The organism is Mycobacterium sp. ZZG (assembly GCF_054786995.1).
The window spans coordinates 26,861-47,687 of record NZ_JBTBFV010000022.1; the positions used below are offsets into that span (position 1 = coordinate 26,861).

The 20,827-nt window shown below is 70.5% G+C and carries 20 protein-coding genes; 11 read left to right on the forward strand and 9 right to left on the reverse strand.

The annotated features are described in order from the left end of the window. The first annotated feature begins 8 nt into the window (after positions 1–8). Positions 9–788, forward strand: a complete 780-nt coding sequence (locus ACXMYJ_RS14380) for an IclR family transcriptional regulator (RefSeq protein WP_460357061.1) — start codon at positions 9–11, stop codon at positions 786–788. Here ACXMYJ_RS14380 and ACXMYJ_RS14385 read toward each other — a convergent pair. Then, positions 754–2,385 (reverse strand): alpha/beta hydrolase, encoded by a 1,632-nt coding sequence (locus ACXMYJ_RS14385; RefSeq protein ID WP_460357064.1) that lies wholly within the window; start codon positions 2,383–2,385, stop codon positions 754–756. The two genes, ACXMYJ_RS14380 and ACXMYJ_RS14385, sit on opposite strands and share 35 nt — an antisense overlap. Then, positions 2,382–2,654, reverse strand: a complete 273-nt coding sequence (locus ACXMYJ_RS14390) for a DUF7162 family protein (RefSeq protein ID WP_260753357.1) — start codon at positions 2,652–2,654, stop codon at positions 2,382–2,384. The genes ACXMYJ_RS14385 and ACXMYJ_RS14390 overlap by 4 nt, the downstream gene beginning before the upstream one ends. Before the next feature lie 104 nt (positions 2,655–2,758). Here ACXMYJ_RS14390 and pafA point away from each other — a divergent pair, with 104 nt between their 5' ends. The 7 genes from pafA (at position 2,759) to ACXMYJ_RS14425 (ending at position 11,079) form a co-directional block, all read left to right on the forward strand. Continuing rightward, positions 2,759–4,117, forward strand: coding sequence for a Pup--protein ligase (gene pafA / locus ACXMYJ_RS14395; RefSeq protein WP_260753356.1), 1,359 nt, complete (start codon positions 2,759–2,761; stop codon positions 4,115–4,117). A 61-nt stretch (positions 4,118–4,178) separates the two neighbouring features. Further along, positions 4,179–5,210: a helix-turn-helix transcriptional regulator gene (locus ACXMYJ_RS14400; RefSeq protein WP_460357065.1), complete on the forward strand. Its 1,032-nt coding sequence runs from the start codon at positions 4,179–4,181 to the stop codon at positions 5,208–5,210. Continuing rightward, positions 5,207–6,202: a helix-turn-helix transcriptional regulator gene (locus tag ACXMYJ_RS14405; RefSeq protein ID WP_260753353.1), complete on the forward strand. Its 996-nt coding sequence runs from the start codon at positions 5,207–5,209 to the stop codon at positions 6,200–6,202. Before ACXMYJ_RS14400 ends, ACXMYJ_RS14405 begins: the two co-directional genes overlap by 4 nt. A gap of 30 nt (positions 6,203–6,232) precedes the next feature. Continuing rightward, the gene (gene tatA, locus ACXMYJ_RS14410; RefSeq protein WP_260753351.1) at positions 6,233–6,478 is read left to right on the forward strand and encodes a Sec-independent protein translocase subunit TatA; all 246 of its coding nucleotides are present in this window, start codon (positions 6,233–6,235) and stop codon (positions 6,476–6,478) included. A 75-nt stretch (positions 6,479–6,553) separates the two neighbouring features. Then, entirely contained in the window at positions 6,554–7,504 is a 951-nt protein-coding gene (tatC, locus tag ACXMYJ_RS14415; RefSeq protein WP_260753349.1) for a twin-arginine translocase subunit TatC, read from the forward strand. After that, positions 7,488–10,262: a DEAD/DEAH box helicase gene (locus tag ACXMYJ_RS14420; protein ID WP_460357069.1), complete on the forward strand. Its 2,775-nt coding sequence runs from the start codon at positions 7,488–7,490 to the stop codon at positions 10,260–10,262. The genes tatC and ACXMYJ_RS14420 overlap by 17 nt, the downstream gene beginning before the upstream one ends. Before the next feature lie 55 nt (positions 10,263–10,317). Continuing rightward, positions 10,318–11,079 carry a DUF4333 domain-containing protein gene (locus ACXMYJ_RS14425; RefSeq protein WP_260753340.1) on the forward strand — a complete coding sequence of 254 codons (762 nt, stop codon included), beginning with the start codon at positions 10,318–10,320 and terminating at the stop codon, positions 11,077–11,079. Between the two features lie 12 nt (positions 11,080–11,091). Here ACXMYJ_RS14425 and ACXMYJ_RS14430 read toward each other — a convergent pair whose 3' ends face one another. Next, entirely contained in the window at positions 11,092–12,078 is a 987-nt protein-coding gene (locus ACXMYJ_RS14430) for a 5'-3' exonuclease (protein WP_260753339.1), read from the reverse strand. A gap of 114 nt (positions 12,079–12,192) precedes the next feature. Here ACXMYJ_RS14430 and ACXMYJ_RS14435 point away from each other — a divergent pair, with 114 nt between their 5' ends. Then, positions 12,193–13,323, forward strand: coding sequence for a M24 family metallopeptidase (locus ACXMYJ_RS14435; protein ID WP_460357071.1), 1,131 nt, complete (start codon positions 12,193–12,195; stop codon positions 13,321–13,323). Between the two features lie 4 nt (positions 13,324–13,327). Here the strand turns inward: ACXMYJ_RS14435 and ACXMYJ_RS14440 are convergent, their stop codons facing one another. After that, entirely contained in the window at positions 13,328–13,741 is a 414-nt protein-coding gene (locus tag ACXMYJ_RS14440) for a F420-dependent biliverdin reductase (protein ID WP_260753336.1), read from the reverse strand. Between the two features lie 34 nt (positions 13,742–13,775). Here ACXMYJ_RS14440 and ACXMYJ_RS14445 point away from each other — a divergent pair, with 34 nt between their 5' ends. Both ACXMYJ_RS14445 and cbiE read left to right on the forward strand, forming a co-directional pair. Further along, entirely contained in the window at positions 13,776–14,525 is a 750-nt protein-coding gene (locus ACXMYJ_RS14445; protein WP_460357073.1) for an SDR family NAD(P)-dependent oxidoreductase, read from the forward strand. After that, complete coding sequence (cbiE, locus tag ACXMYJ_RS14450; RefSeq protein WP_443188567.1) at positions 14,522–15,709, forward strand: precorrin-6y C5,15-methyltransferase (decarboxylating) subunit CbiE; 1,188 nt, start codon at positions 14,522–14,524, stop codon at positions 15,707–15,709. The genes ACXMYJ_RS14445 and cbiE overlap by 4 nt, the downstream gene beginning before the upstream one ends. On the opposite strand, the gene ACXMYJ_RS14455 is transcribed toward cbiE, so the two are convergent. The 5 genes from ACXMYJ_RS14455 to cobG all read right to left on the reverse strand — a co-directional run bounded on the left by ACXMYJ_RS14455 (position 15,672) and on the right by cobG (position 20,710). Further along, positions 15,672–16,760, reverse strand: a complete 1,089-nt coding sequence (locus tag ACXMYJ_RS14455) for a phosphotransferase family protein (RefSeq protein ID WP_460357076.1) — start codon at positions 16,758–16,760, stop codon at positions 15,672–15,674. The genes cbiE and ACXMYJ_RS14455 overlap by 38 nt on opposite strands. Positions 16,761–16,775: 15 nt before the next feature. Continuing rightward, positions 16,776–17,390, reverse strand: coding sequence for a TetR/AcrR family transcriptional regulator (locus ACXMYJ_RS14460; RefSeq protein WP_260758146.1), 615 nt, complete (start codon positions 17,388–17,390; stop codon positions 16,776–16,778). A gap of 78 nt (positions 17,391–17,468) precedes the next feature. After that, positions 17,469–18,953, reverse strand: coding sequence for a precorrin-2 C(20)-methyltransferase (locus tag ACXMYJ_RS14465; RefSeq protein ID WP_460357080.1), 1,485 nt, complete (start codon positions 18,951–18,953; stop codon positions 17,469–17,471). Further along, entirely contained in the window at positions 18,950–19,576 is a 627-nt protein-coding gene (locus ACXMYJ_RS14470) for a precorrin-8X methylmutase (protein WP_260753323.1), read from the reverse strand. The genes ACXMYJ_RS14465 and ACXMYJ_RS14470 overlap by 4 nt, the downstream gene beginning before the upstream one ends. A gap of 9 nt (positions 19,577–19,585) precedes the next feature. Then, positions 19,586–20,710 carry a precorrin-3B synthase gene (gene cobG, locus ACXMYJ_RS14475; RefSeq protein WP_443188564.1) on the reverse strand — a complete coding sequence of 375 codons (1,125 nt, stop codon included), beginning with the start codon at positions 20,708–20,710 and terminating at the stop codon, positions 19,586–19,588. Positions 20,711–20,827 lie beyond the last annotated feature (117 nt).

Here is a 20,827-nt window from a genome sequence, read left to right on the forward strand (position 1 = left end):
ACTGCGCAATGGCCACCGACGACCGAGCACCGGCTGCCGTGCAGTCGGTGGACCGCGCGCTGACAGTGCTGGAGATCGTCGCCGGCCTCGGTGCGGCCGGGGTCACCGAGATCGCCGCCGAGCTGGGTGTGCACAAGTCCACGGTGTCCCGGCTGATCGCGGTGCTGGAGGCGCGCGGCTACGTCGAACAGGTCTCCGAACGCGGCAAATACCGCCTGGGTTTCGCGATCCCGCGGCTGGCGCACGTCGCCGGAGGCCAGATCGATTTGGTCAAGCTCGGGCAGGAGGCATGCGATGCGCTGAGCGCCGAGGTGGGGGAGACCGCCAACCTCGCGGTGCTCGACCAGGACCGCATCGTCAACATCGTGGAGACGATCGGCCCCGCCGAGATCACGTTGCGGACCTGGGTGGGGCAGACCTGCCCGGCGTATGCGACATCCAGCGGCAAGGTGCTGCTGGCCGGGCTGGACCCCGCCGAACTGCGGTCCCGGGTGCGGCCGCCGCTGACGGCGTTCACCGACGCCACCGTGACCGGCATGGTCGAACTGCAGGACCAGTTGGCGGCGGTGCGTGACCGTGGCTGGGCGAGCGTGTGCGAGGAGCTCGAGGTCGGGCTGAACGCCGTCGCCGCGCCGGTGTTCGACGTGCACGCGCAAGTGATTGCGGCGCTGAGTGTTTCGGGTCCGTCCTATCGACTCGCGGTGGACCGGTTCGACGAGGTGGCCAAGCAGACCGTCGCGGCCGCTGACCGTGTCAGCCGCCGGCTGGGCTGGACGGCCCGCGGCTGACGCCCACCGGGCGGTCCCCGGTGATGACCGCCAGGATCGTCCGCCACGCGTCCGAGGGCCGGTTCAGCATCCCGCTGTGCGCGCCCCACCCGGCCACCGGGCTGCCGTCGTCGTAAACCCCTGTGCGCAAACGGATCACGCCGGTGATCTCGTCCGGGTCGACGCCGTGGGGTCCGCCGGGGATGCCCTGCACCAGCTCGATGAAATCGCCGGGCGCGGTCATCGAATACCGCTGCACGCCCGGATTGCGGTTGTGCCAGTCGCCGGCGTCGTCGACGCCGACTCCGGCGCCCGCGGCGGCCAGGAACACGGTGCGGTCCGACGTCAGCCCGAGTGTCTCGGCGGTCCCGACGATGGACCCGCCGTACGAGTGGCCCAGTACCGTCACCGGCACGCCGTCGGGCACCCGCCGGTCGAGGTCCTCGGTGAATGCCACCAGTCGCGGCGCCATCTCCAGCGCGTAGTGCGGGTCGGCCGCATCGAACAGCACGTCGGCGGGGTTGTGCACCTGCGGGAACGGTCCGCCCAGGTAGGTGATCACCGCGACGTCCCCGCCGGTTGCTGCGACGAACCGCTGCGCGGTCGCGGTGTTGGCCGCCGAGCCTTCGATCGTGGTGTTGACCCCCGGCACCAGCACCGCGACGCTGCGCGCGGCGGCGAGGTCGCCGTTGAGTTCGACCAACGAGGCCCGGCCGGGATCGAAAGCCACGATGGTGCGCTGGAGCCGGCCCGCGCCGGCCGGGTCGTCGATCTCGCCGAGCAGGCTGCGGTAGAAGCCGATGCGCCGCTGCGAGGGTTCGTCCGCACCGGCCTCGGCCAGGATCGCGGTCGCGATGTTGAGCCGGTTGGCGGCGGCCCGCATGTCCCAGGGCACCCCGTCGGTGTTGCCCACCTGCTGCGGGAACTCCGCCACCAGCTGCGCTCGCTGATCCGGCGTCATCGCCGCGATCTGGGTGGCGATCCGGTCCTGACTCATCCGCGGCCAGCCGTCCACGACATCGCCGCCGCGCACCGGCCACGCGCCGGCCGGCACCGTCGCCGCCGGCCGTTCCGTCGGCGGCGCAGCGGAGCTGCCCAGCGCGGCGGTGATGTCGGCGGCGGCGTCGGTGTCGGCGTCGCCCAGACGCTGCAGCGCTGCCCCGATCCGCGCGGTCAGCTCGGTCGCGCGCAGCTCCAGCAGATCGGTGGCGAGGGCACGCTGCCCGCCCGAGAGCAGCACCAGCAGCGCAGCCGGGTCCGACGCGACCGTCACCGAACCGTCGTCGGCGACGGCCAGACCGGCACCGTGCGCCTGCTCGACCGCGCCGAGCACCTCGGCGCGCGCTGCGCTGATCTGGTCGGCGCCGTCGCCGGCGGCCACCGCGGCCGTCACCAGACGCCGTGCCGCCGCGGCGCCCAGCGCGGCGATATGACGCGCGCGCTCGCGGGCGGCGTCGGCCGCGGCGCCCGTCCAGTACTCCACGCTGCGCTCCGCCTCCGCGAGGGATTCGCTCACCAGCGCGGTCAGGGTGCGTGCGGCATCCTCCCAGCCGGTGCTCAGCGCCAGCAGCGCCTCGGGGCGCCACCGCTGCGCCATCGTGACGGTCGGGGTGGTCACCGGAACCGGTCGCCGTTGGCGGCGTCGGCGTCTTTGAACGCGTCGACCGTGGTGCGGGCGGCCTCGGCCCACCCGGTCAGCCCGGTGACGACGCCGTCGAGGTGAGGCGCCAGCAGTTCGCCGGTCCTGACCTCCGTCACCGCCGACCCCGGCATCGCGGCGGGCTCCAACGCGGGCCGGCGCAGGTCGTCGATGTCGGCCGCCGTGCGGTCGAAGCGGCCCGCCAGCTCATGGACGCGGTCGGAGTCAACGTGCGCGATTTCCCCCATGGCTCATGCTGACAGACCGGCCGGACCCGCCCACCGGGTTATCCACAGGCCCTCATCGAGTGTCCGGCCGACCTGTGAGCCGAGCAACAAGTAGTCTCGATGAGGTGCAGCGACGAATCATGGGCATCGAGACCGAATTCGGTGTGACCTGCACGTTCCACGGCCATCGCCGGTTGAGTCCCGACGAGGTCGCCCGCTATCTGTTCCGGCGGGTGGTGTCGTGGGGCCGCAGCAGCAACGTCTTCCTCCGCAACGGCGCGCGTCTGTATCTCGACGTCGGCAGCCACCCCGAGTACGCGACCGCCGAATGTGACAGCCTGACCCAGCTGGTCACGCACGACCGCGCCGGTGAACGGGTGCTCGAAGACCTCCTTATCGACGCCGAACAGCGACTGGCCGACGAGGGTATCGGCGGCGACATCTACCTGTTCAAGAACAACACCGACTCGGCGGGCAACTCCTACGGCTGCCACGAGAACTACCTGATCGTGCGTGCCGGCGAGTTCTCCCGGATCTCCGATGTGCTGCTGCCGTTCCTGGTCACCCGCCAGCTCATCTGTGGGGCCGGCAAGGTGCTGCAGACCCCGAAGGCGGCGACGTTCTGCCTGAGCCAGCGCGCCGAGCACATCTGGGAGGGCGTGTCGTCGGCGACCACCCGGTCACGTCCCATCATCAACACCCGCGACGAGCCCCACGCCGACGCGGAGAAATACCGCCGGCTGCACGTCATCGTCGGTGACTCGAACATGAGCGAATCCACCACGATGCTCAAGGTCGGTTCGGCCTCGCTGGTGCTGGAGATGATCGAGGCCGGGGTGGCCTTTCGGGATTTCTCCCTGGACAACCCGATTCGCGCGATCCGGGAGGTCAGCCACGACCTGACCGGCCGGCGGCCGGTGCGGCTGGCCGGCGGCAGGCAGGCCAGCGCCCTGGACATCCAGCGCGAGTACTACGCCCGTGCCGTCGAATATCTGCAGACCCGCGAACCCAACACCGAGATCCAGCAGGTCGTCGACCTGTGGGGGCGCCAGCTCGACGCCGTCGAGAGCCAGGATTTCGCCAAAGTCGACACCGAGATCGACTGGGTGATCAAGCGCAAGCTGTTCCAGCGCTACCAGGACCGCTACGACATGGAGCTGTCCGACCCGAAGATCAGCCAGCTGGACCTGGCCTACCACGACATCAAACGTGGCCGGGGAGTGTTCGATCTGCTGCAGCGCAAGGGCCTGGCCGCGCGCATCACCACCGATGAGGAGATCGAGGCCGCGGTCAACACCCCGCCGCAGACCACGCGGGCCAAGCTGCGCGGCGAGTTCATCAGCGCCGCGCAGGAAGCCGGCCGGGACTTCACCGTCGACTGGGTGCACCTCAAGCTCAACGACCAGGCGCAGCGCACCGTGCTGTGCAAGGACCCGTTCCGGTCCGTCGACGAGAGGGTGAAGCGGCTCATCGCGTCGATGTGAGTCGGTGTCCCCACGCGCCTCGTGCCGGGGATCGCGCCCGGCGCGCTCTAAGCTCTAACCCGTGGGGATCTCGAAAGTCGAACGCCTGATGAATCTGGTCATCGCGTTGCTGTCCACGCGGTCCTTCATCACCGCCGAACGGATACGCGAGACGGTGTACGGCTACTCCGACGATGCCAGCGATGAAGCATTCTCCCGAATGTTCGAGCGCGACAAGAACGAGCTGCGCGATCTCGGTATCCCGCTGGAGACCGGACGGGTGTCGCCGAGCGACCCGACCGAGGGGTATCGGATCAATCGGGACGCCTACGCGCTGCCCGCGGTGGAGCTGACCCCTGACGAGGCCGCAGCGGTGGCGGTGGCGACCCAGTTGTGGGAGTCGCCCGAGCTGATCACCGCGACGCAGAGCGCGCTGCTGAAGTTGCGGGCCGCCGGCGTCGACATCGAGGCCGACGACGATGTCGCGATCACCTCGACCGCTGCGCTTCCTGGGCTACGGGGGTCGGAGGAGGTGCTCGGAATCCTGTTGGCGGCCATCGACTCCGGGCGGGCCGTCCAGTTCCGGCACCGGCCGTCACGCAGCGAGCCGTACGTCACCCGCACGGTCGAACCGTGGGGGGTGGTCACCGACCGGGGACGGTGGTACCTGGTCGGTCACGACCGCGACCGCGACGCCGTGCGGACGTTTCGGCTGTCCCGCATCGGAGCCGACGTGACCCCGATCGGGCCGTCGGGTGCAGTCAGCAGACCCGAGGACACCGATCTGCGCGAGATCGTCAAACGGGTCGTGGGGGACTGGCCGGCGACAGGGCAGGCCCGGGTGTGGGTCGCCGCGGGACGCGCCACCGCGCTGCGGCGGCGCGGCACCGTGACCGGACCCATGACGATCGGCGGCCGGGCAGGCGATGAGATCACCCTCGACATCGGGATGTTCGACCGGCTGGCCCGTGAGGTCGCCAGCTACGGGGCCGACGCGCTCGCGCTGGAGCCGCAGTCCCTGCGCGACGACGTGATCGCGCGGCTGCAGGCCCAGCTGTCGCCGATCGGCGGCGTCGGCGAGGCGCAGGCACTCCGAGAGACACAGGCACGATGACGGCGGTCAGCGCACGGCTGGTGCGGCTGCTGAACATGGTGCCGTACTTCCAGGCCAACCCGCGCATCACCTACACCGAGGCCGCCACCGATCTCGGCGTCAGCGTCGATCAGCTCCGGGAGGACCTCAACCAGCTGTGGATGTGCGGGCTGCCCGGCTACGGCCCCGGCGATCTGATCGATTTCGAGTTCTCCGGCGACACCATCGAGGTCACGTTCTCGGCCGGCATCGACCATCCGCTTCGGTTGACGTCCCCCGAGGCCACCGGGGTGCTGGTCGCGCTGCGGGCACTGGTCGACGTGCCCGGCATGGTCGACCCGGAGGCCGCGCGCAGCGCCATCGCCAAGATCGAGTCCGCCGCCGGCAAGGTCGGCCACGGCGTGGAGGGCGCCGCGGTCGAGGAGCCGGCCCCGGTGGAGAGCGAGGCTGCCGCGGCCGTGCGCACCGCCGTGCGGGACGACCGGGCGCTGGCGATCGAGTACTACGCCGCCTCCCACGACACCCTGTCGAGCCGGGTCGTCGATCCGATCCGGGTGGTGCTGGTCGCCGACCACAGTTATCTGGAGGCGTGGTGCCGCTCCGCCGAGGCGGTGCGGCTGTTCCGCTTCGACCGCATCGTCGACGCCCGGGTGCTCGACGAGCCGTCGGTGCCGCCGCCGCCGGCGGTGCAGGCCGGCCCTGACACGTCGCTGTTCGATCCTGACACCGCCGATCCGTCGCTGCCGACGGCGACCCTGCTCATCGACCGGTCGGCGGGCTGGATGTTCGACTACTACCCGTTGCGGGTGCTGCGGGAATTTGACGACGGGTCCTGCGAGGCGACCATGACCTACGCCTCCGATCAGTGGATGGCGCGCTTCGTGCTCGGGTTCGGCTCGGCGGTGCGGGTGCTCGGGCCGCCGGCACTGGCCGACCGGGTGCGGGAGTCCGCGGCCGAAGCCCTGAGGGCCTACCGCGCCGGTCGGGTCGGCATCGACCCCGCGGGCGAGTAAACTCGGCGCAGACGTCTGGAGGTAATCAAATTGGGTGGTCTACAACCCTGGCACTGGGTCATCGTCATCGCCGTGTTCGTGCTGCTCTTCGGTGCCAAGAAGCTCCCGGACGCAGCGCGCTCGCTGGGCAAGTCGATGCGCATCTTCAAGTCCGAGATCAAGGAGATGCAGGCGGATTCGCAGTCGCCCAAGTCGGATCGGTCGGACACGCCGACGCAGATCACGTCGGAGCGCGTCCCGGAATCCGAGCCGTCGCCGGACAAGCGCTCAGCCTGACCGGCCGGCCTGTGACACGCGGCGCAAGCCGCGTGTGTGACTTCGCGCCTGCGCGCAGCATCTAGGCGACCACCCGTGCAGATTTCCGTACTCTTCAAAAAGCTCGATCCGCGGCAGCGGCGTTCCCGGGTGAACCCGGACGGCACGATGTCGCTGGTCGACCACCTCGTCGAGCTGCGCACCCGGTTGCTGATCGCAGTGCTCGCCGTGCTGGCGACCACCGTCCTCGGATTCCTCTGGTACAGCCACGGCGTGTTCGGACTGCCCAGCCTCGGTGACTGGCTGCGTGGACCGTACTGTGCCCTGCCGGATTCGGCGCGCGCGTCGATCACTCCCGACGGGGAGTGCCGGCTGCTGGCAACCGCGCCGTTCGACCAGTTCATGCTGCGCCTGAAGGTCGGCATGACCGCCGGGATCGTGCTGGCGTGCCCGGTCTGGCTCTACCAGTTGTGGGCCTTCATCACCCCCGGGCTTTACGCCAAGGAACGCCGATTCGCGGTGGCCTTCGTGACTTTGGGCGCGGCGCTGTTCATCGCCGGCGCGATCCTGGCCTACGTGGTGCTGTCCAAGGCCTTGGCGTTCCTGTTGACCGTCGGCAGCGACGTGCAGGTGACCGCCCTCTCAGGTGACCAGTACTTCGGCTTCCTGATCAACCTGCTGCTGGTGTTCGGGATCAGCTTCGAGTTCCCGCTGCTGATCATCATGCTCAACCTCGTCGGCATCCTGACCTATGAGCGGCTCAAGGCATGGCGCCGCGGCCTCATCATGGGCGTGTTCGTGTTCTGCGCGTTCGTCACGCCGGGCTCGGATCCCTTCTCGATGCTGGCGCTCGCGGTGGCGATGACGCTGCTGATGGAGATGGCGATCCAGGTCGCACGGATCAGTGATCGCCGCAAGGCGCGCCGCGCGGCCGCGGCAGCGATCGACGACGACGAGGCCGCACCCATCGGCCCGGTCGAGCCGGTCGAGGCGCCGACGGCGGTGCCTGCCCCGTCCCGCCTCGTGGTCGATGACGACGCAACCTGAGTCACCCCCGCCGCCGGACAGCGTGGCCGCGTTCGCCGCGCTGCTGCCCTTCGAGCTGGACCCGTTCCAGCGCCGCGCCTGCGCGGCGTTGGCCCAGGGCCACGGAGTGCTGGTCTGCGCACCCACCGGCGCGGGCAAGACCGTCGTCGGCGAGTTCGCGGTGCACCTGGCCCTGGCCGCGGGCCGGAAGTGCTTCTACACCACCCCGATCAAGGCGCTGAGCAACCAGAAGCACAGCGATCTGGTGCGCCGTTACGGTCCCGAACGGATCGGCCTGCTGACCGGAGACCAGTCCATCAACGGTGACGCCGACGTCGTCGTGATGACCACCGAGGTGCTGCGGAACATGCTGTACGCAGATTCGCCTGCGCTGCAAGGACTCTCATATGTGGTGATGGACGAGGTGCACTTCCTGGCCGATCGGATGCGCGGTGCGGTGTGGGAAGAGGTGATCCTGCACCTGCCCGAGGACGTCCGGCTGGTCAGCCTGTCGGCCACGGTGAGCAATGCCGAGGAGTTCGGCGGATGGATCACCGAAGTCCGCGGTGACACCACCGTGGTCGTCGACGAACACCGTCCGGTACCGCTGTGGCAGCACGTGATGGTCGGCAAGCGGCTGATGGATCTGTTCGACTACCGCGCCTCCTCCGCCGCCGGGCGCGATCTGCTCGTCGACCCGGAACTGCTGCGCCACATCGCGCATCGCCGGGAAGCCGAACGCCTCGCCGACTGGCAGCCGCGGGGCCGCGGCCGCGGCGGCCGCCCGCCGAGCCTGTACCGCACGCCGAGCAGGGTGGATGTGATCGGCGTTCTCCAGCACGCCGAACTGTTGCCGGCGATCACGTTCATCTTCTCCCGCGCCGGCTGCGACGCCGCGGTCAAACAGTGCCTGCGGTCGTCGCTGCGCCTGACCACCAACGAGGAGCGGGCGCGCATCGCCGAGATCGTCGACCGGCGCACTGCCGACCTCAACGACTCCGACCTGATCGTGCTCGACTTCCACGAGTGGCGTGAGGGCCTTCTACGCGGGATCGCCGCCCACCACGCCGGGATGCTGCCGACATTCCGGCACACCGTCGAGGAACTGTTCACCGCCGGCCTGGTCAAGGCCGTGTTCGCCACGGAGACACTGGCATTGGGCATCAACATGCCCGCCCGCACGGTGGTGCTGGAGAAGCTGGTCAAGTACAACGGTGAGCAGCACGTGCCGCTGACCCCGGGCGAGTACACGCAGCTGACCGGACGCGCGGGCCGGCGCGGTATCGACGTGGAGGGCCACGCGGTGGTGCTGTGGAATCCGGACGTCGACCCCGCCGAGGTCGCCGGACTGGCGTCGACCCGGACGTTCCCGCTGCGCAGCTCGTTCGCGCCGACCTACAACATGACGATCAACCTGGTGCATCAGATGGGACCGGCCCAAGCCCATCAGCTGCTGGAACGGTCCTTCGCGCAGTATCAGGCCGACCGGTCCGTCGTCGGACTCGTCCGCGGCGTCGAGCGGGGTGAACGCATGCTCGGTGAGCTCGCCGCCGAGATGGGCGGTCCGAACGCCGCGATCCTCGACTACGTCCGGTTGCGGGCGCAGATCACCGAACGGGAACGCGCCCAGTCGCGGGCGTCGCGGCTGCAGCGCCGGCAGGCCACCAACGACGCACTGGCCACCTTGCGTCGCGGCGACATCATCATGATCACCCAGGGGCGCCGCGGTGGGCTGGCCGTGGTGCTCGAACCCGCACGCGACGACGAGGATCCACGCCCGCTGGTGCTTTCCGAGCATCGCTGGGCGGGCCGCATCTCGTCGGCCGACTACAACGGCGCCGCCGGCCCGATCGGCAGGATGTCGCTGCCTAAGCGCGTCGAGCACCGCAATCCGCGGGCCCGCCGCGACCTGGCCTCGGCGCTGCGGTCGGCGGCGGCCGGTCTGGACGTCCCGTCGGTGCGCGTCCGCAGGAGTGGGTCCCCGCAGGACGGCGACGTGGATCCGGAGCTGATAGCGCTGCGGGACCGGGTCCGGGCGCACCGGGCGCACGGCTTGGCGGACCGGGAAGAGAAGGCCCGGCTGGCCGAGCGCTATCTGCGGATCGAGCGGGACAACGAGGCGCTGCGCAAGAAGATCGCCTCGGCGACGAACTCGCTGGCCGTCACGTTCGACCGAATCGTGGTGCTCCTCACCGAACGGGGATTCATCGCCGCGGCCGAAGACGGCGGCGAGGGCACGGCTCCGGTCGTCACCGACGCCGGCAGACTCCTGGCCCGGATCTACAGCGAGAGCGACCTGCTGGTCGCGGAATGTCTGCGCGCCGGGGTGTGGGAAGGCCTGGACGCGCCCGAGCTGGCCGCCGCGTTGTCGGTGGTGCTCTACGAATCCCGCCGGGACGGCCCCGGAACTGGCGACGGCTCCGACATTCCGACTGCAAAGCTGCGCCGCGCGCTGAACCAGACCCGTCGGTTGTGGTCGGAGTTGAGGGCCGACGAGCAGCGGCACCGGCTCGCGCCGAGCCGCGAACCCGACCACGGTTTCGTCGCGGCGATACACCGCTGGGCGAGCACCGGCGATCTGGCCTCGGCACTAGCCGCGTCGGACACCGCGGGCACCGGCGCGTCGATGTCGGCGGGCGATTTCGTCCGCTGGTGCCGGCAGGTGCTGGATCTGGCCGACCAGGTCCGCGGCGCGGCGCCGTCGGCGGCTTTGCGGGCAACCGCAAAACGCGCCATCAACGACGTTCGGCGCGGCGTCGTAGCTGTTGATGCCGGGTAGTGTGTGGTGCCAGCAGGGCCCCCGGCACACCAGCCCCGGATGACCAAGGAGAGAAATGAGCGGACCGCAGGGATCCGACCCGACGCAGCCGTGGCCGGGTCAGCAGCCTGAACAGGGCACGGATCAGCCGGCGGGCGAATCGGCGGCCAACCAGGGCTGGCAGCCCCCGACTCCGGGCGCCGGCCAGCAGCCCGAGCAGCAGGGGTGGCAGCCGCCGGCGTACACGCCGCAGCAGTACCCGCAGTACCAGCAACCAACGCAGCCGCCGACGTATACGCCGGCGCAGTACCCGGCCGACCAGTACGGCCAGCAGCCCGCCGAGTACAACCCGGCCGGCTACCCGCCGCCCGGACAGTACAGCCAGCCGGGCGGATACGGCCAGCAGTACGGGCAGCCCAACGCCTACGGTCAACCGGGCCCCTACGGCCAGTACCCCGGTGCGCCCGGGTATCCGGCGCCAGGCCAGGAGGAAGGCTCGAAGCGTTCGCTGGCTGTGATCGGCGGAGTGGTCGGTGTGCTGGCCGCGGTCGTCATCGCCGCCGTGCTGGTGCTGGGCTTCTGGAAGCCGGGCTTCTTCGTCACCACCAAGCTCGACATCAATGCGGCCCAAGCCGGTGTGGAGCAGATCCTCACCGACGAGACCAACGGCTACGGCGCGAGAAACGTCAACGACGTGAAGTGCAACAACGGTGTGAGCCCGACGGTCAAGAAGGGCGACTCGTTCAACTGCGAGGTCAGCATCGACGGCACCAAGCGCCAGGTCACCGTCACCTTCCAGGACGACGACGGCACCTACGAGGTCGGCCGCCCGAAGTAACCGTAGAGCTTGTCAGAGCTTGTCTAAGGCGGACTGGAGTCGTCCGATCGACGACGACACGCCGTAGCGGTCGGCGAGTTCGGCGACTTTGCCGGGATGGCGGGCCGCCAGTGGCAGTTCATCACCATCGGTGGAGAACGAGATGTCGGCGTCGGTGGCCACCCGCACCACCGGTCCGGCCCTTTGGATGTAGTCGGCCGCGGCCAGCAGCTTGTTCCGGTGCGCCTTGGGCAGCCGCGACTTCGGGTCGTGTGCGGCGGCAACGATCCGCTCCAGCGACCCGTGCTGAGCCAGCAGCGCGGCCGCTGTCTTCTCCCCGATACCCGGGACGCCCGGCAGCCCGTCGGATGGGTCGCCCCGCAGCAGCGCCAGCTCTGCGTAGGCCGGCCCGGCCCGGTCGACGGGCACGTTGTAGGTCTCGGCTACCTCGCGTGGGCCGTACTTGACCGCCTTGGACAGCCCGCGGCCCAGATAAAGCACCCGGACCGGGACCGGCTCGTCGCGTACCAGCTGCAGCAGGTCGCGGTCGCCGCTGACCACCACCACGGGGTCGCGGCGCTCGCGTTCGGCGAGCGTGCCCAGCACGTCGTCGGCCTCGCACTGCTCGGCCCCGGCCGTCGGGATGCCGAACGCGTCGAGCATCTCCATGATCATGTCGACCTGCGGGGTCAACTCGTCGGGCACCTGCTCGATGTCGACGTCGGTGGCCGGGTTCGCTTCCTCGGCAGGGACAGCTACCCGGTGCGCCTTGTACGACGGGATCAGGTCGACGCGCCACTGCGGCCGCCAGTCGTCGTCCCGGCAGACCACCAGCCGGCGCGGCCGTTCGCGGGCGATCACTGTGGCGACCGCGTCGAAGAACCCGCGCAGCGCATTGACCGGCCGACCGTCCGGCGCGGTGATCGACGACGGGACACCGAAGAACGAGCGGAACCACATACTCGCACCGTCGAGCAGGACCAGTGGGGCTTCATTGGACGTGCGGGCCATGCCGGCCATCCTGCCAGGTCACCTTTCCCCGCGAGCAGACACAAACTCGCATACTTTCGCGGCGATTCGTGCGAGTTTGTGTCTGCTCGCGGGGAGATCGCCGCGCGCACTAGCCTGAAAGACATGACAGGCGCTCGATTCGACACCGACGTGTACGCACAGCGACTGCGCGCGGCGGCGGCTGCCGCGGCCGACGCCGGGCTGGCCGGCCTGGTGATCACACCGGGATACGACCTGCGCTACCTTGTCGGCTCCCGGGCCCAGACCTTCGAACGGCTGACCGCGCTGGTGCTGCCGGCAAACGGTGAGCCGACGATCGTGGTGCCGCGGCTGGAGCTCGCCGCGCTGAAGGACTCGGCCGTGCCTGAACTCGGTGTGGCAGTACGGGATTGGGTTGACGGTGACGATCCGTACCGCCTCGTCGCCGACGCGTTGCCCGGTCAGGTTCCACACCATGTCGCGGTCACCGATTCGATGCCGGCGCTGCATCTGCTGCCGCTGGCCGACGTGCTCGCCGCGGTGCCGGTGCTGGCCACCGACGTGCTGCGCAGGCTGCGGATGGTCAAGGATCCGGCCGAAATCGACGCACTGCGCAAGGCCGGTGCCGCGATCGACCGCGTACACGCGCGGGTCCCCGAGTTCCTGGTCCCGGGCCGGACGGAAGCCGACGTCGCGGCGGACATCGCCGAAGCCATTGTGGCCGAAGGACATTCAGAAGTGGCGTTCATCATCGTGGGCTCCGGTCCGCACGGGGCCGATCCGCACCACGAGTGTTCGGACCGGGAACTGCGCGTCGGCGACATCGTCGTCGTGGACATCGGCGGCCCCTTCGACCCGGGCTACAACTCCGATTCCACCCGGACCTACAGCATCGGTGAACCCGACCCGCAGGTGGCACGCCGGTATGCGGTGCTGCAGCGGGCCCAGCGCGCCGCGGTCGAGTCCGTCCGGCCGGGCGTGACGGCCGAACAGGTCGACGCCGCGGCCCGTGACGTGCTGGCCGCCGCGGGACTGGCGGAGGCGTTCGTGCACCGCACCGGGCACGGTATCGGGTTGTCGGTGCACGAGGAGCCCTACATCGTGGCGGGAAACACGCTGCCGCTGCAGGAGGGGATGGCGTTCTCGGTCGAGCCGGGAATCTACTTCCCGGGCCAGTGGGGTGCGCGCATCGAGGACATTGTGGTCGTCACCGCCGACGGAGCGGAGTCGGTGAACAACCGGCCGCACGACCTCGTCGTGGTCCCGGTGCCCTGACCGGTCAGGCCTCGCCGCGGTCGAGCAGCGCCGACGACCCGAGCACCCGCGCGATGCGCACCTCGATCACGACGCGCTTCGGGTTCGGCCGGGGCGTGCGGTAGCGCTGGGCGTACCGCAGTTCGGCGTCGCGTACCGCGTCGGCGTCGGTGTGCACCGCCGACTTGCCCTCCAGCGACAACCAGCGGGCGCCGTCGACCTGGCTGAGGACCGCGACCCCGCGATGCTCGGCGTTGACGGCCTTCTGGGAGCCGCCCGAGGTGATCACCCGGGCGATGTGGGTGGCGGGGTCGAACGTAAAACCGACGGCCACCACATGCGGGGACCCGTCGGCCCGCAGCGTGGTCAGCATCGCGAGGTGGCGCTCGGACAGGAACGCGAGCGCGTCGTCGGTCAGTCGGGTCGTCGCCTTGGCCATCGGCCCCACGCTAGCGCAGGCGATAATCAGCGCCGTGGAGGACACGAACGCGGGACCGGTGGTGGTTTTCGGCGGTCGCAGCGAGATCGGCGTGGAACTGGCGTGCCGGCTGGCGCCGGGGGCGGCGGTGGTGTTGGCCGCCCGCAGACCCGACGCGCTGCGCGAGCAGATCACCGCGGTGCAGCGGGCCGGGGCCGCGTCGGTGCACACGGTCGCGTTCGACGCCGACGATCTCGCCGCGCACCGCGGGCTGGTCGATGCGATCGAGGCCGAGCACGGCCGGATCGGCACCGCGGTGCTGGCGTTCGGGATCCTCGGCGACCAGGCCCGCGCCGAGGAGGATCCCGCGCACGCGGCCGCGATCACGCACACCGACTACGTGGCCCAGGTCAGCCTGCTGACCGAACTGACCGCCAGGATGCGCCGGGCCGGGGCGGGGACGCTGGTGGTGTTCTCGTCGGTGGCCGGCGTGCGGGTGCGTCGCGCGAACTACGTCTACGGGTCGGCCAAGGCGGGCCTGGACGGCTTCTGCAGCGGTCTGACCGATGCGCTGCACGGCACCGGTGTGCGGTTGCTGCTCGTGCGGCCCGGCTTCGTGATCGGCAGGATGACGCAGGGAATGACCCCGGCGCCGCTGTCGAGCACGCCGGCGCAGGTGGCCGACGCGACGGCGCGGGCGCTGCGCAAGCGGCGCGACACGGTGTGGGTTCCCGCTCCGCTGGCGTTGTTGGCGCTGGTGTTCCGGCTCCTGCCGCGGCCGGTGTGGCGTAGGCTGCCGCGGTGATCGTCGTGGTGGGCATCGGCGCCGACGGAATGGCCGGGCTGCCGCCGCCTTCGCGCGCTGAACTGGCAAGGGCCACCGTTGTTTACGGTTCCCGTAGGCAGCTTGATCTGCTGGACGCGACGGTGACCGCGGCGCGGCGGACGTGGCCGAGCCCGCTGCTGCCGGCGCTGGACACACTGCTCGACGGTGGTGATGTCGACGTGCACGTGGTGGCCAGCGGAGACCCGCTGCTGCACGGCATCGGCAGCACGCTGATCCGCAGGTTCGGTCCGGACAGGGTGGCGGTGCTGCCGCACGTGTCGTCGGTGACGCTGGCCTGCTCGCGGGTCGGCTGGTCGGTGCAGGACACCGAGATCATCAGCGTGGTGTGGCGCGAACCGCACACCGCGGTGCGCCGTGGCGGGCAGGCCGTGGTGTTGTCGCGGGACGGTTCCACGCCGGCGGAACTGGCACGGCTGCTCACCGCCACCGGACGGGGTGACTCGGAGCTGACGGTCCTCGAACAGTTGGGCGGCCCAAAAGAGTTGCGGCGCACCTCGACAGCGCGGGAGTGGGCGGCCCGGCCACCGGCGGACGTCGACGACCTCAACGTGATGGCGGTGCGGTATCTGCCCGACGAGCGCCGGTTCGGCGCGCTGCCGGACGACGCGTTCGCCCATGACGGGCAGATCACCAAGCAGATGATCCGTGCCGCGACACTGGCCGCGCTCGCGCCGCGGCCGGGGGAGTTGCTCTGGGACGTGGGTGCGGGGTCGGGCAGTGTCTCGATCGAGTGGTGCCGCAGCGGACCGGGTTGCCGCGCGATCGCGTTCGAACGCGACGACGCCCGCCGCGCCAGAGTCGGCGAGAACGCGGTCGCCTACGGTGTGCCGGTCGAGACCGCACGCGGCGCGCCGGAGTCCTTCGCCGATGCGGCGCCGCCCGCGGCGGTCTTCGTCGGCGGCGGCGTCAGTCAGCCCGGCCTGATCGAGGCCTGCTGGGAGAAACTGCCCGCCGGTGGCCGACTGGTCGCCAACGCGGTCACCGTGGAATCGGAAGTGACACTGGCGCAATGGTATTCACGTGTCGACGGGCGACTGCGACGGTTCCAGCACTACCAGGGCGACGCGGTCGGCGCGTTCACCGGATGGCGGCCGGCGATGCCGGTCACACAGTGGTCGGTGACGAAGCCTGATACGACCTGACCAGTGCGATCGACTCGAGTTCGCGGATGGCGCGGCAGCCGCGGCGCAGCATGGTCAGCATCATCTCGTCGCCGCGGTCGGTCGACGACGCGAACGCGGTGCCCAGCGCGGTGATCAGCGGCGCCTGCAGCACCCCGAGTCGGTAGTCGTGCCAGCAGGTCTGGAGGTCGTAGCCGGTGACACCGTGGCCCAGCAGTGCCGCGTGGTACCGCTCGACCAGACCACGCTCGACCTCGGCCCGGGTCTCCGGCAGCAGACTGGTGGCGGTGTAATACGCCAGATCCCGGCTGGGTAACCCGAGCCCGAGAGTCTGCCAGTCGACGACGGTGACGCGGGTGCGGTCCGGGTCGTAGAGCAGGTTGTCGAGCCGGTAATCGCCGTGCATCAGCGAGAACCGGTCCGGCACCGCGAGCAGCCACGGGGTGATAAGGCCCATCGAGGTGAGCAGTGTGTCGCGGTCTTGGTCGCTGATGGACGCCCCCAGCTTGTCCAGTGTGATGTCAGCCGCCACCTTGGCCACCTCGCCCATGCCGGTGGCGGCCGCTTCGTCGCCGGGCTTGGGCATCACGATCGACGGCAGGTCGAAGTATCGCCGGTCGTTCCAGGTCGGCCCGTGCAGCCCGGCCAGCGCCTCGACGGCCAGTTCCGCTTCGCCGGGGGTGCACCCGGCGATCTGATCGCCCTGTTCGGCGGGCGCCATGTCGGCCAATACGAGCACGAAATCCTTGCCGTCAGCGGAAATCTCGCTGTGAAAGCAGCCGGGCGCCGGGATGGCGACGTCGCTGGCGATGGCGGTGTAGAAGTCCACCTCGGACACGTAGCCCAGGGCGACTCGTTCTCGGACTTCGTCGTCCTGTGCGGGCAGCTTGACCGCGAAAGTGGTGGGTAGAGAAGGTGATCGGGAGTCAGTGGAGTAAGCGGCGGTGACCCGGTAGGTGGCGCCGGTCTGCCCCGTGCCGATGGCGACCACATCGGCCGTGTCGACGTCGGTGCCCAGGACCCCGGTCAGCCACGCGGGCGTGATGTCCTCAGGACTACGCGGAATCGTCACTCGGACCGCCTTTCGTCAGTCGCCGTCGCCGGCGTAGATCGTGCGCAACCAGATGGTCTCGGCGCCGGACAGCAGTTCGGCGCGGGTGAGCCGGCCGCCGACGGTGTAGCGCTCCATCAGCCGGTCGTTGAACTCCAGCAGCAGGCTCGCGAGCACCTCGGCAGGAGCGCCGGCCGGGGCCCGTCCGCTCTCGCGTTCACCGGCGATCATCGACGCGACCGGGCCCACGAAGGATTCCCGCGCGTCGTCCCACACACCGCGGACCGCGGAGCTGGATGCGCGGGCTTCCAGCATGGCCGCCAGCAGATAGCGGTGTTCGTCGACGGTGCCCAGCAGCGCCTCCAGCATTCCCCGGATGCGGGCGCGGGGCGGCTGGGAGGTGTCGCTGAGCAGGTCGCTGGCCAGGAAACCGTCCTCGTACATCGGCTCCAGCAGCGCGGCCACTGCGGCGGCCTTGTTCTCGAAGTAGAAGTAGAACGCCGACCGGGTGACACCGGCCCGGCGGGTGACGTCGGCGATGTTGAGGTCGTCGAAGCCGGATGCGCGCAGGTGGTGGTCCAGTGACTCCAGGATCGCGCTGCGCCGCAGGTCGCTCTTCTGTGGCTGCCGCCGGTCGGTCGGCGAACGCACCGGGAGGCCTCGCTGCACGCGCGACCTTAACCCGCAGTTCTGACAACTGTCAACGATGCGCGACAGATGTCAGATGGCTCAGGATTGCGGGTACCGGCGCGGGGTGAAGACGCGGTCGGCGCCCCCGGCGCCCCCGGCGGCCCAGCGCGTCTGTGACGAGCCGACGATGAGCAGGCAACGCATGTCGACCTCACCGGGATCCAGATCGCCCAGCGCGACCACCCGGACCGATTCGCTCGGCCCGGACACGTCGCGGCCGATGACGACCGGCGTCGCCGGATCACGGTGTTCCAGCAGCAGGGCCCGCATCGCGGCGACCTGCCAGGTGCGGGTCTTGGAGGCCGGGTTGTAGATCGCGAGCACCATGTCGGCGGCCGCGGCGGCGGAAAGTCGGCGGGCGATGACGTCCCACGGCTTGAGCCGGTCGGACAGCGAGATCACCGCGTAGTCGTGCCCCAGCGGCGCGCCGACCCGGCTGGCCACCGCCTGGGCCGCCGTCATCGCCGGGATCACCCGGACCTGCACCCCGGGCCACTGCTCGGCCTCCTCGAGCACGGCGGTCGCCATCGCGAACACCCCCGGATCGCCCGACGACACCACCGCCACGGTGCGTCCCTGTTCGGCCAACTCGCAGGCCAGCCGCGCACGGGCGGGTTCGTCGGTGTTATCGCTGGGATGCAGGCGCTGCCCACCGCGGACCGGCACGCGGTCCAGGTAGGGGCCATAGCCGATCAGGTCGGTGGCCGCGGCCAGCTCCCGCCGGCTCTGTGGCGTCATCCACCCCATGTCACCGGGCCCGAGCCCGACCACCGCCACCGAGCCGGCGCCGGACGGCTCGGGATCGCGGCCGGGCAGCATGGCCAGCGCGAAGTAGGGCACCGACGCGTCGTCGACGTCGCTCGCGGGCAGGACCCGCTGCCTCTCGGTGCTGGCGCGTTCGACGTAGAACGCGTCGGTCATCCGGCCTGACGCGCAAAGCGCTTGCCGCACAGCGGGGTAGGACCGTCCCAGCTTGAGGATCACCGCCGCGTCGGTGTCGGCCAGGCGGCGTTGGAGTTCGTCGGCGGGCAGCGTGCCCGGCAGGATGGTGAGCACCTGGTCGCCCTGCACCAGTGGCGTCGACACCGCGGCCGACGCGGCGCTGACCGAGGTCACCCCGGGCACGATCACGGCGTCGAACCGCTCGGTGAGGCGGGTGTGCATGTGCATGTAGGAGCTGTAGAACAGCGGATCGCCCTCGGCCAGCAGAGCGACGTCGCGCCCCGCGTCCAGGTGGGCGGCGATGCGGTCGGCGGATTCGCGGTAGAAGTCCTCCATCGCTGCGGCGTATCCGCCGGGGTGGTCGGAGGTCTCGGTGGTGACCGGGTAGACGAGGTGCTCCTCGACCTGCCCGTTGCGCAGATAGGGCTCGGCGATCGAACGGGCGATGCTGCGACCGTGCCGCGCACTGTGATAGGCGACGACGTCGGCGGCGCCGATCACCCTGGCCGCCTTGACGGTCACCAGCTCGGGGTCGCCCGGGCCCAGTCCGACTCCGTACAGCGTTCCCTGCGGGTTGCTCATTCTTCCTCTGCCGCAATCGAGTTCACGGCGGCAGCGGCCATCGCGCTACCGCCGCGCCTGCCTGTCACGACCAGATACGACACGCCCCTGGGGTTGTCGATGAGCTCCTGCTTGGACTGCGCGGATCCGACGAACCCGACCGGTCCGCCCAGCACCGAGACCGGCGGCGCCAGGCCCTCGTCGACGAGTTCGAGCAGCCGGAACAACGCGGTGGGGGCGTTGCCGATCGCCACGACCGCCCCGGGGATCCGGTCGCTCCACAGGTCCACCGCGGCCGCCGAGCGGGTGGTGCCCAGTTGAGCTGCCCGTTCAGGCGCACGCGGATCGGCGACCAACGACACCACCTCGTTGTCGGCGGGCAGGCGGCTGCGGGTGATTCCGGCGGCCACCATGGACGAGTCGCACAGGATCGGAGCGCCGGCGGCGAGGGCGGCGTGGGTGCGGGCAGTGACATCCGGGGTGAATGCGACGTGCTCGGCGACATCGACCTGTCCGCACGTGTGAATCAGGCGGACCACCACCCGGGCCACGTCGGCGGGGAACCGGGCCAGGTCCGCCTCGGCGCGGATCGTCGCGAACGACTGACGGTAGATCTCAGTGGCGTCGCGGATGTAGTCGAGCACCCGATCACCCTACGGGTGGGGTTCGCGGGCCCGGTAGCCGTCTCCGGTCGCGATCAGCACCCGGGCGTCGGCGGGGCTGCCGCAGGCCCGCTCACAGCCGACGAAGTGCCGGTGAACTGTGATGTCGGGATCGTCGACCGCTGCCGCTGCGGCGTCGGTGCGCACATCGGCGACCGAGCGCGCGCAGCCCGGGCTGCCCGTGCACGCCGACACCGACAACCACGGCGAGTTCTCGTCGAAGATCAGCCCGAGCGGCGCCAGCACCCGCAGTGCGGCGTCCGCGACGCCCTCGTCGAGGTCGAACACCAGCACCGAACGCCACGGGGTCACCGCCAGCGGCGCCTCGACGGCGGCGAGGTAGCGGGCGACCTGTGCGTCGAGGACCCCGAGCGGCACCGCGGCGCCGAGCGCGATCCGCCCGTCGTCCTGCGGGATCCAGCCGACCGGCGGGCGGGAGGTCGGCGGCCACGTCGCACCCGGCGGGGCGGTCGGGGTGAGGTTGCCGAGCAGTTCCGCGGGATCTGCGAGTTCGGTGACGCGCCAAGCCGTTCCGCGTATCTCGGTGAAGCGCCGCGCAAGACGCAGCAGTTCGGGCACCGCCTGGTCCAGCGGGATCCGCACCCCGGTGTCGCGGCCGGCGAGAAGCACTGCCGCGGTGTGCCTGTCGAGCACGTGAACCCCGGCGTCGGCGCCCAGGCCGGAGATGTCGCCGCGTCCGTCGTCGATGCCGAACAAGAACCGGCCCGGCAGATTCGCCAGGTCGGGATCGTGCTGCATCGCCATGTCGAGGGCGCGGACCAGCGCTCGTGTGTCGCGCACACCGCCACGTCGGCCCGACAGCGGGGAGGCCAGGATGTTGCGCACCCGCTCGTGGGTGGGTGACGGCAGCAGCCCGGCATCGGCGAGTGGCCCGGCAACCGCGGCGGCGTCCTGGATTGCGCGGATCTGCAGGTTGGCCCGCGAGGTCAGTTCGAGGGTCGCGCTGCCGAAGTCGATGGCGACCTGGGCCAGGGTTTCCAGCTGGGCGGCCGTGAGCGCGCCACCGGGAAGCCGCACCCGGACCAGCTCCCCGTCGGCGGCCTGATGGGTCTGCAATGCGCCGGGGCACGCGTCGTCGTCCCGGACCCTGGCCATGGATCCACCGTAGTCGACGGTGCGAGAGCCCGTCGATTCGCGTAGTCGAGTACCTGCGGCCGCGTGGTCCGGTGCTTCTACGTTGGCCAGACAGGGTCCGGTGGACCGCCGACACGC

Coding starts and splice junctions, on each gene's coding strand:
- cobG (WP_443188564.1), bottom strand. CDS start 20,710: ATGGCCAGGGTCCGGGACGACGACGCGTGCCCCGGCGCATTGCAGACC.
- ACXMYJ_RS14440 (WP_260753336.1), bottom strand. CDS start 13,741: ATGGCCAAGGCGACGACCCGACTGACCGACGACGCGCTCGCGTTCCTG.
- ACXMYJ_RS14465 (WP_460357080.1), bottom strand. CDS start 18,953: ATGAGCAACCCGCAGGGAACGCTGTACGGAGTCGGACTGGGCCCGGGC.
- ACXMYJ_RS14425 (WP_260753340.1), top strand. CDS start 10,318: ATGAGCGGACCGCAGGGATCCGACCCGACGCAGCCGTGGCCGGGTCAG.
- ACXMYJ_RS14435 (WP_460357071.1), top strand. CDS start 12,193: ATGACAGGCGCTCGATTCGACACCGACGTGTACGCACAGCGACTGCGC.
- ACXMYJ_RS14390 (WP_260753357.1), bottom strand. CDS start 2,654: ATGGGGGAAATCGCGCACGTTGACTCCGACCGCGTCCATGAGCTGGCG.
- ACXMYJ_RS14405 (WP_260753353.1), top strand. CDS start 5,207: ATGACGGCGGTCAGCGCACGGCTGGTGCGGCTGCTGAACATGGTGCCG.
- ACXMYJ_RS14430 (WP_260753339.1), bottom strand. CDS start 12,078: ATGGCCGGCATGGCCCGCACGTCCAATGAAGCCCCACTGGTCCTGCTC.
- ACXMYJ_RS14380 (WP_460357061.1), top strand. CDS start 9: ATGGCCACCGACGACCGAGCACCGGCTGCCGTGCAGTCGGTGGACCGC.
- ACXMYJ_RS14420 (WP_460357069.1), top strand. CDS start 7,488: ATGACGACGCAACCTGAGTCACCCCCGCCGCCGGACAGCGTGGCCGCG.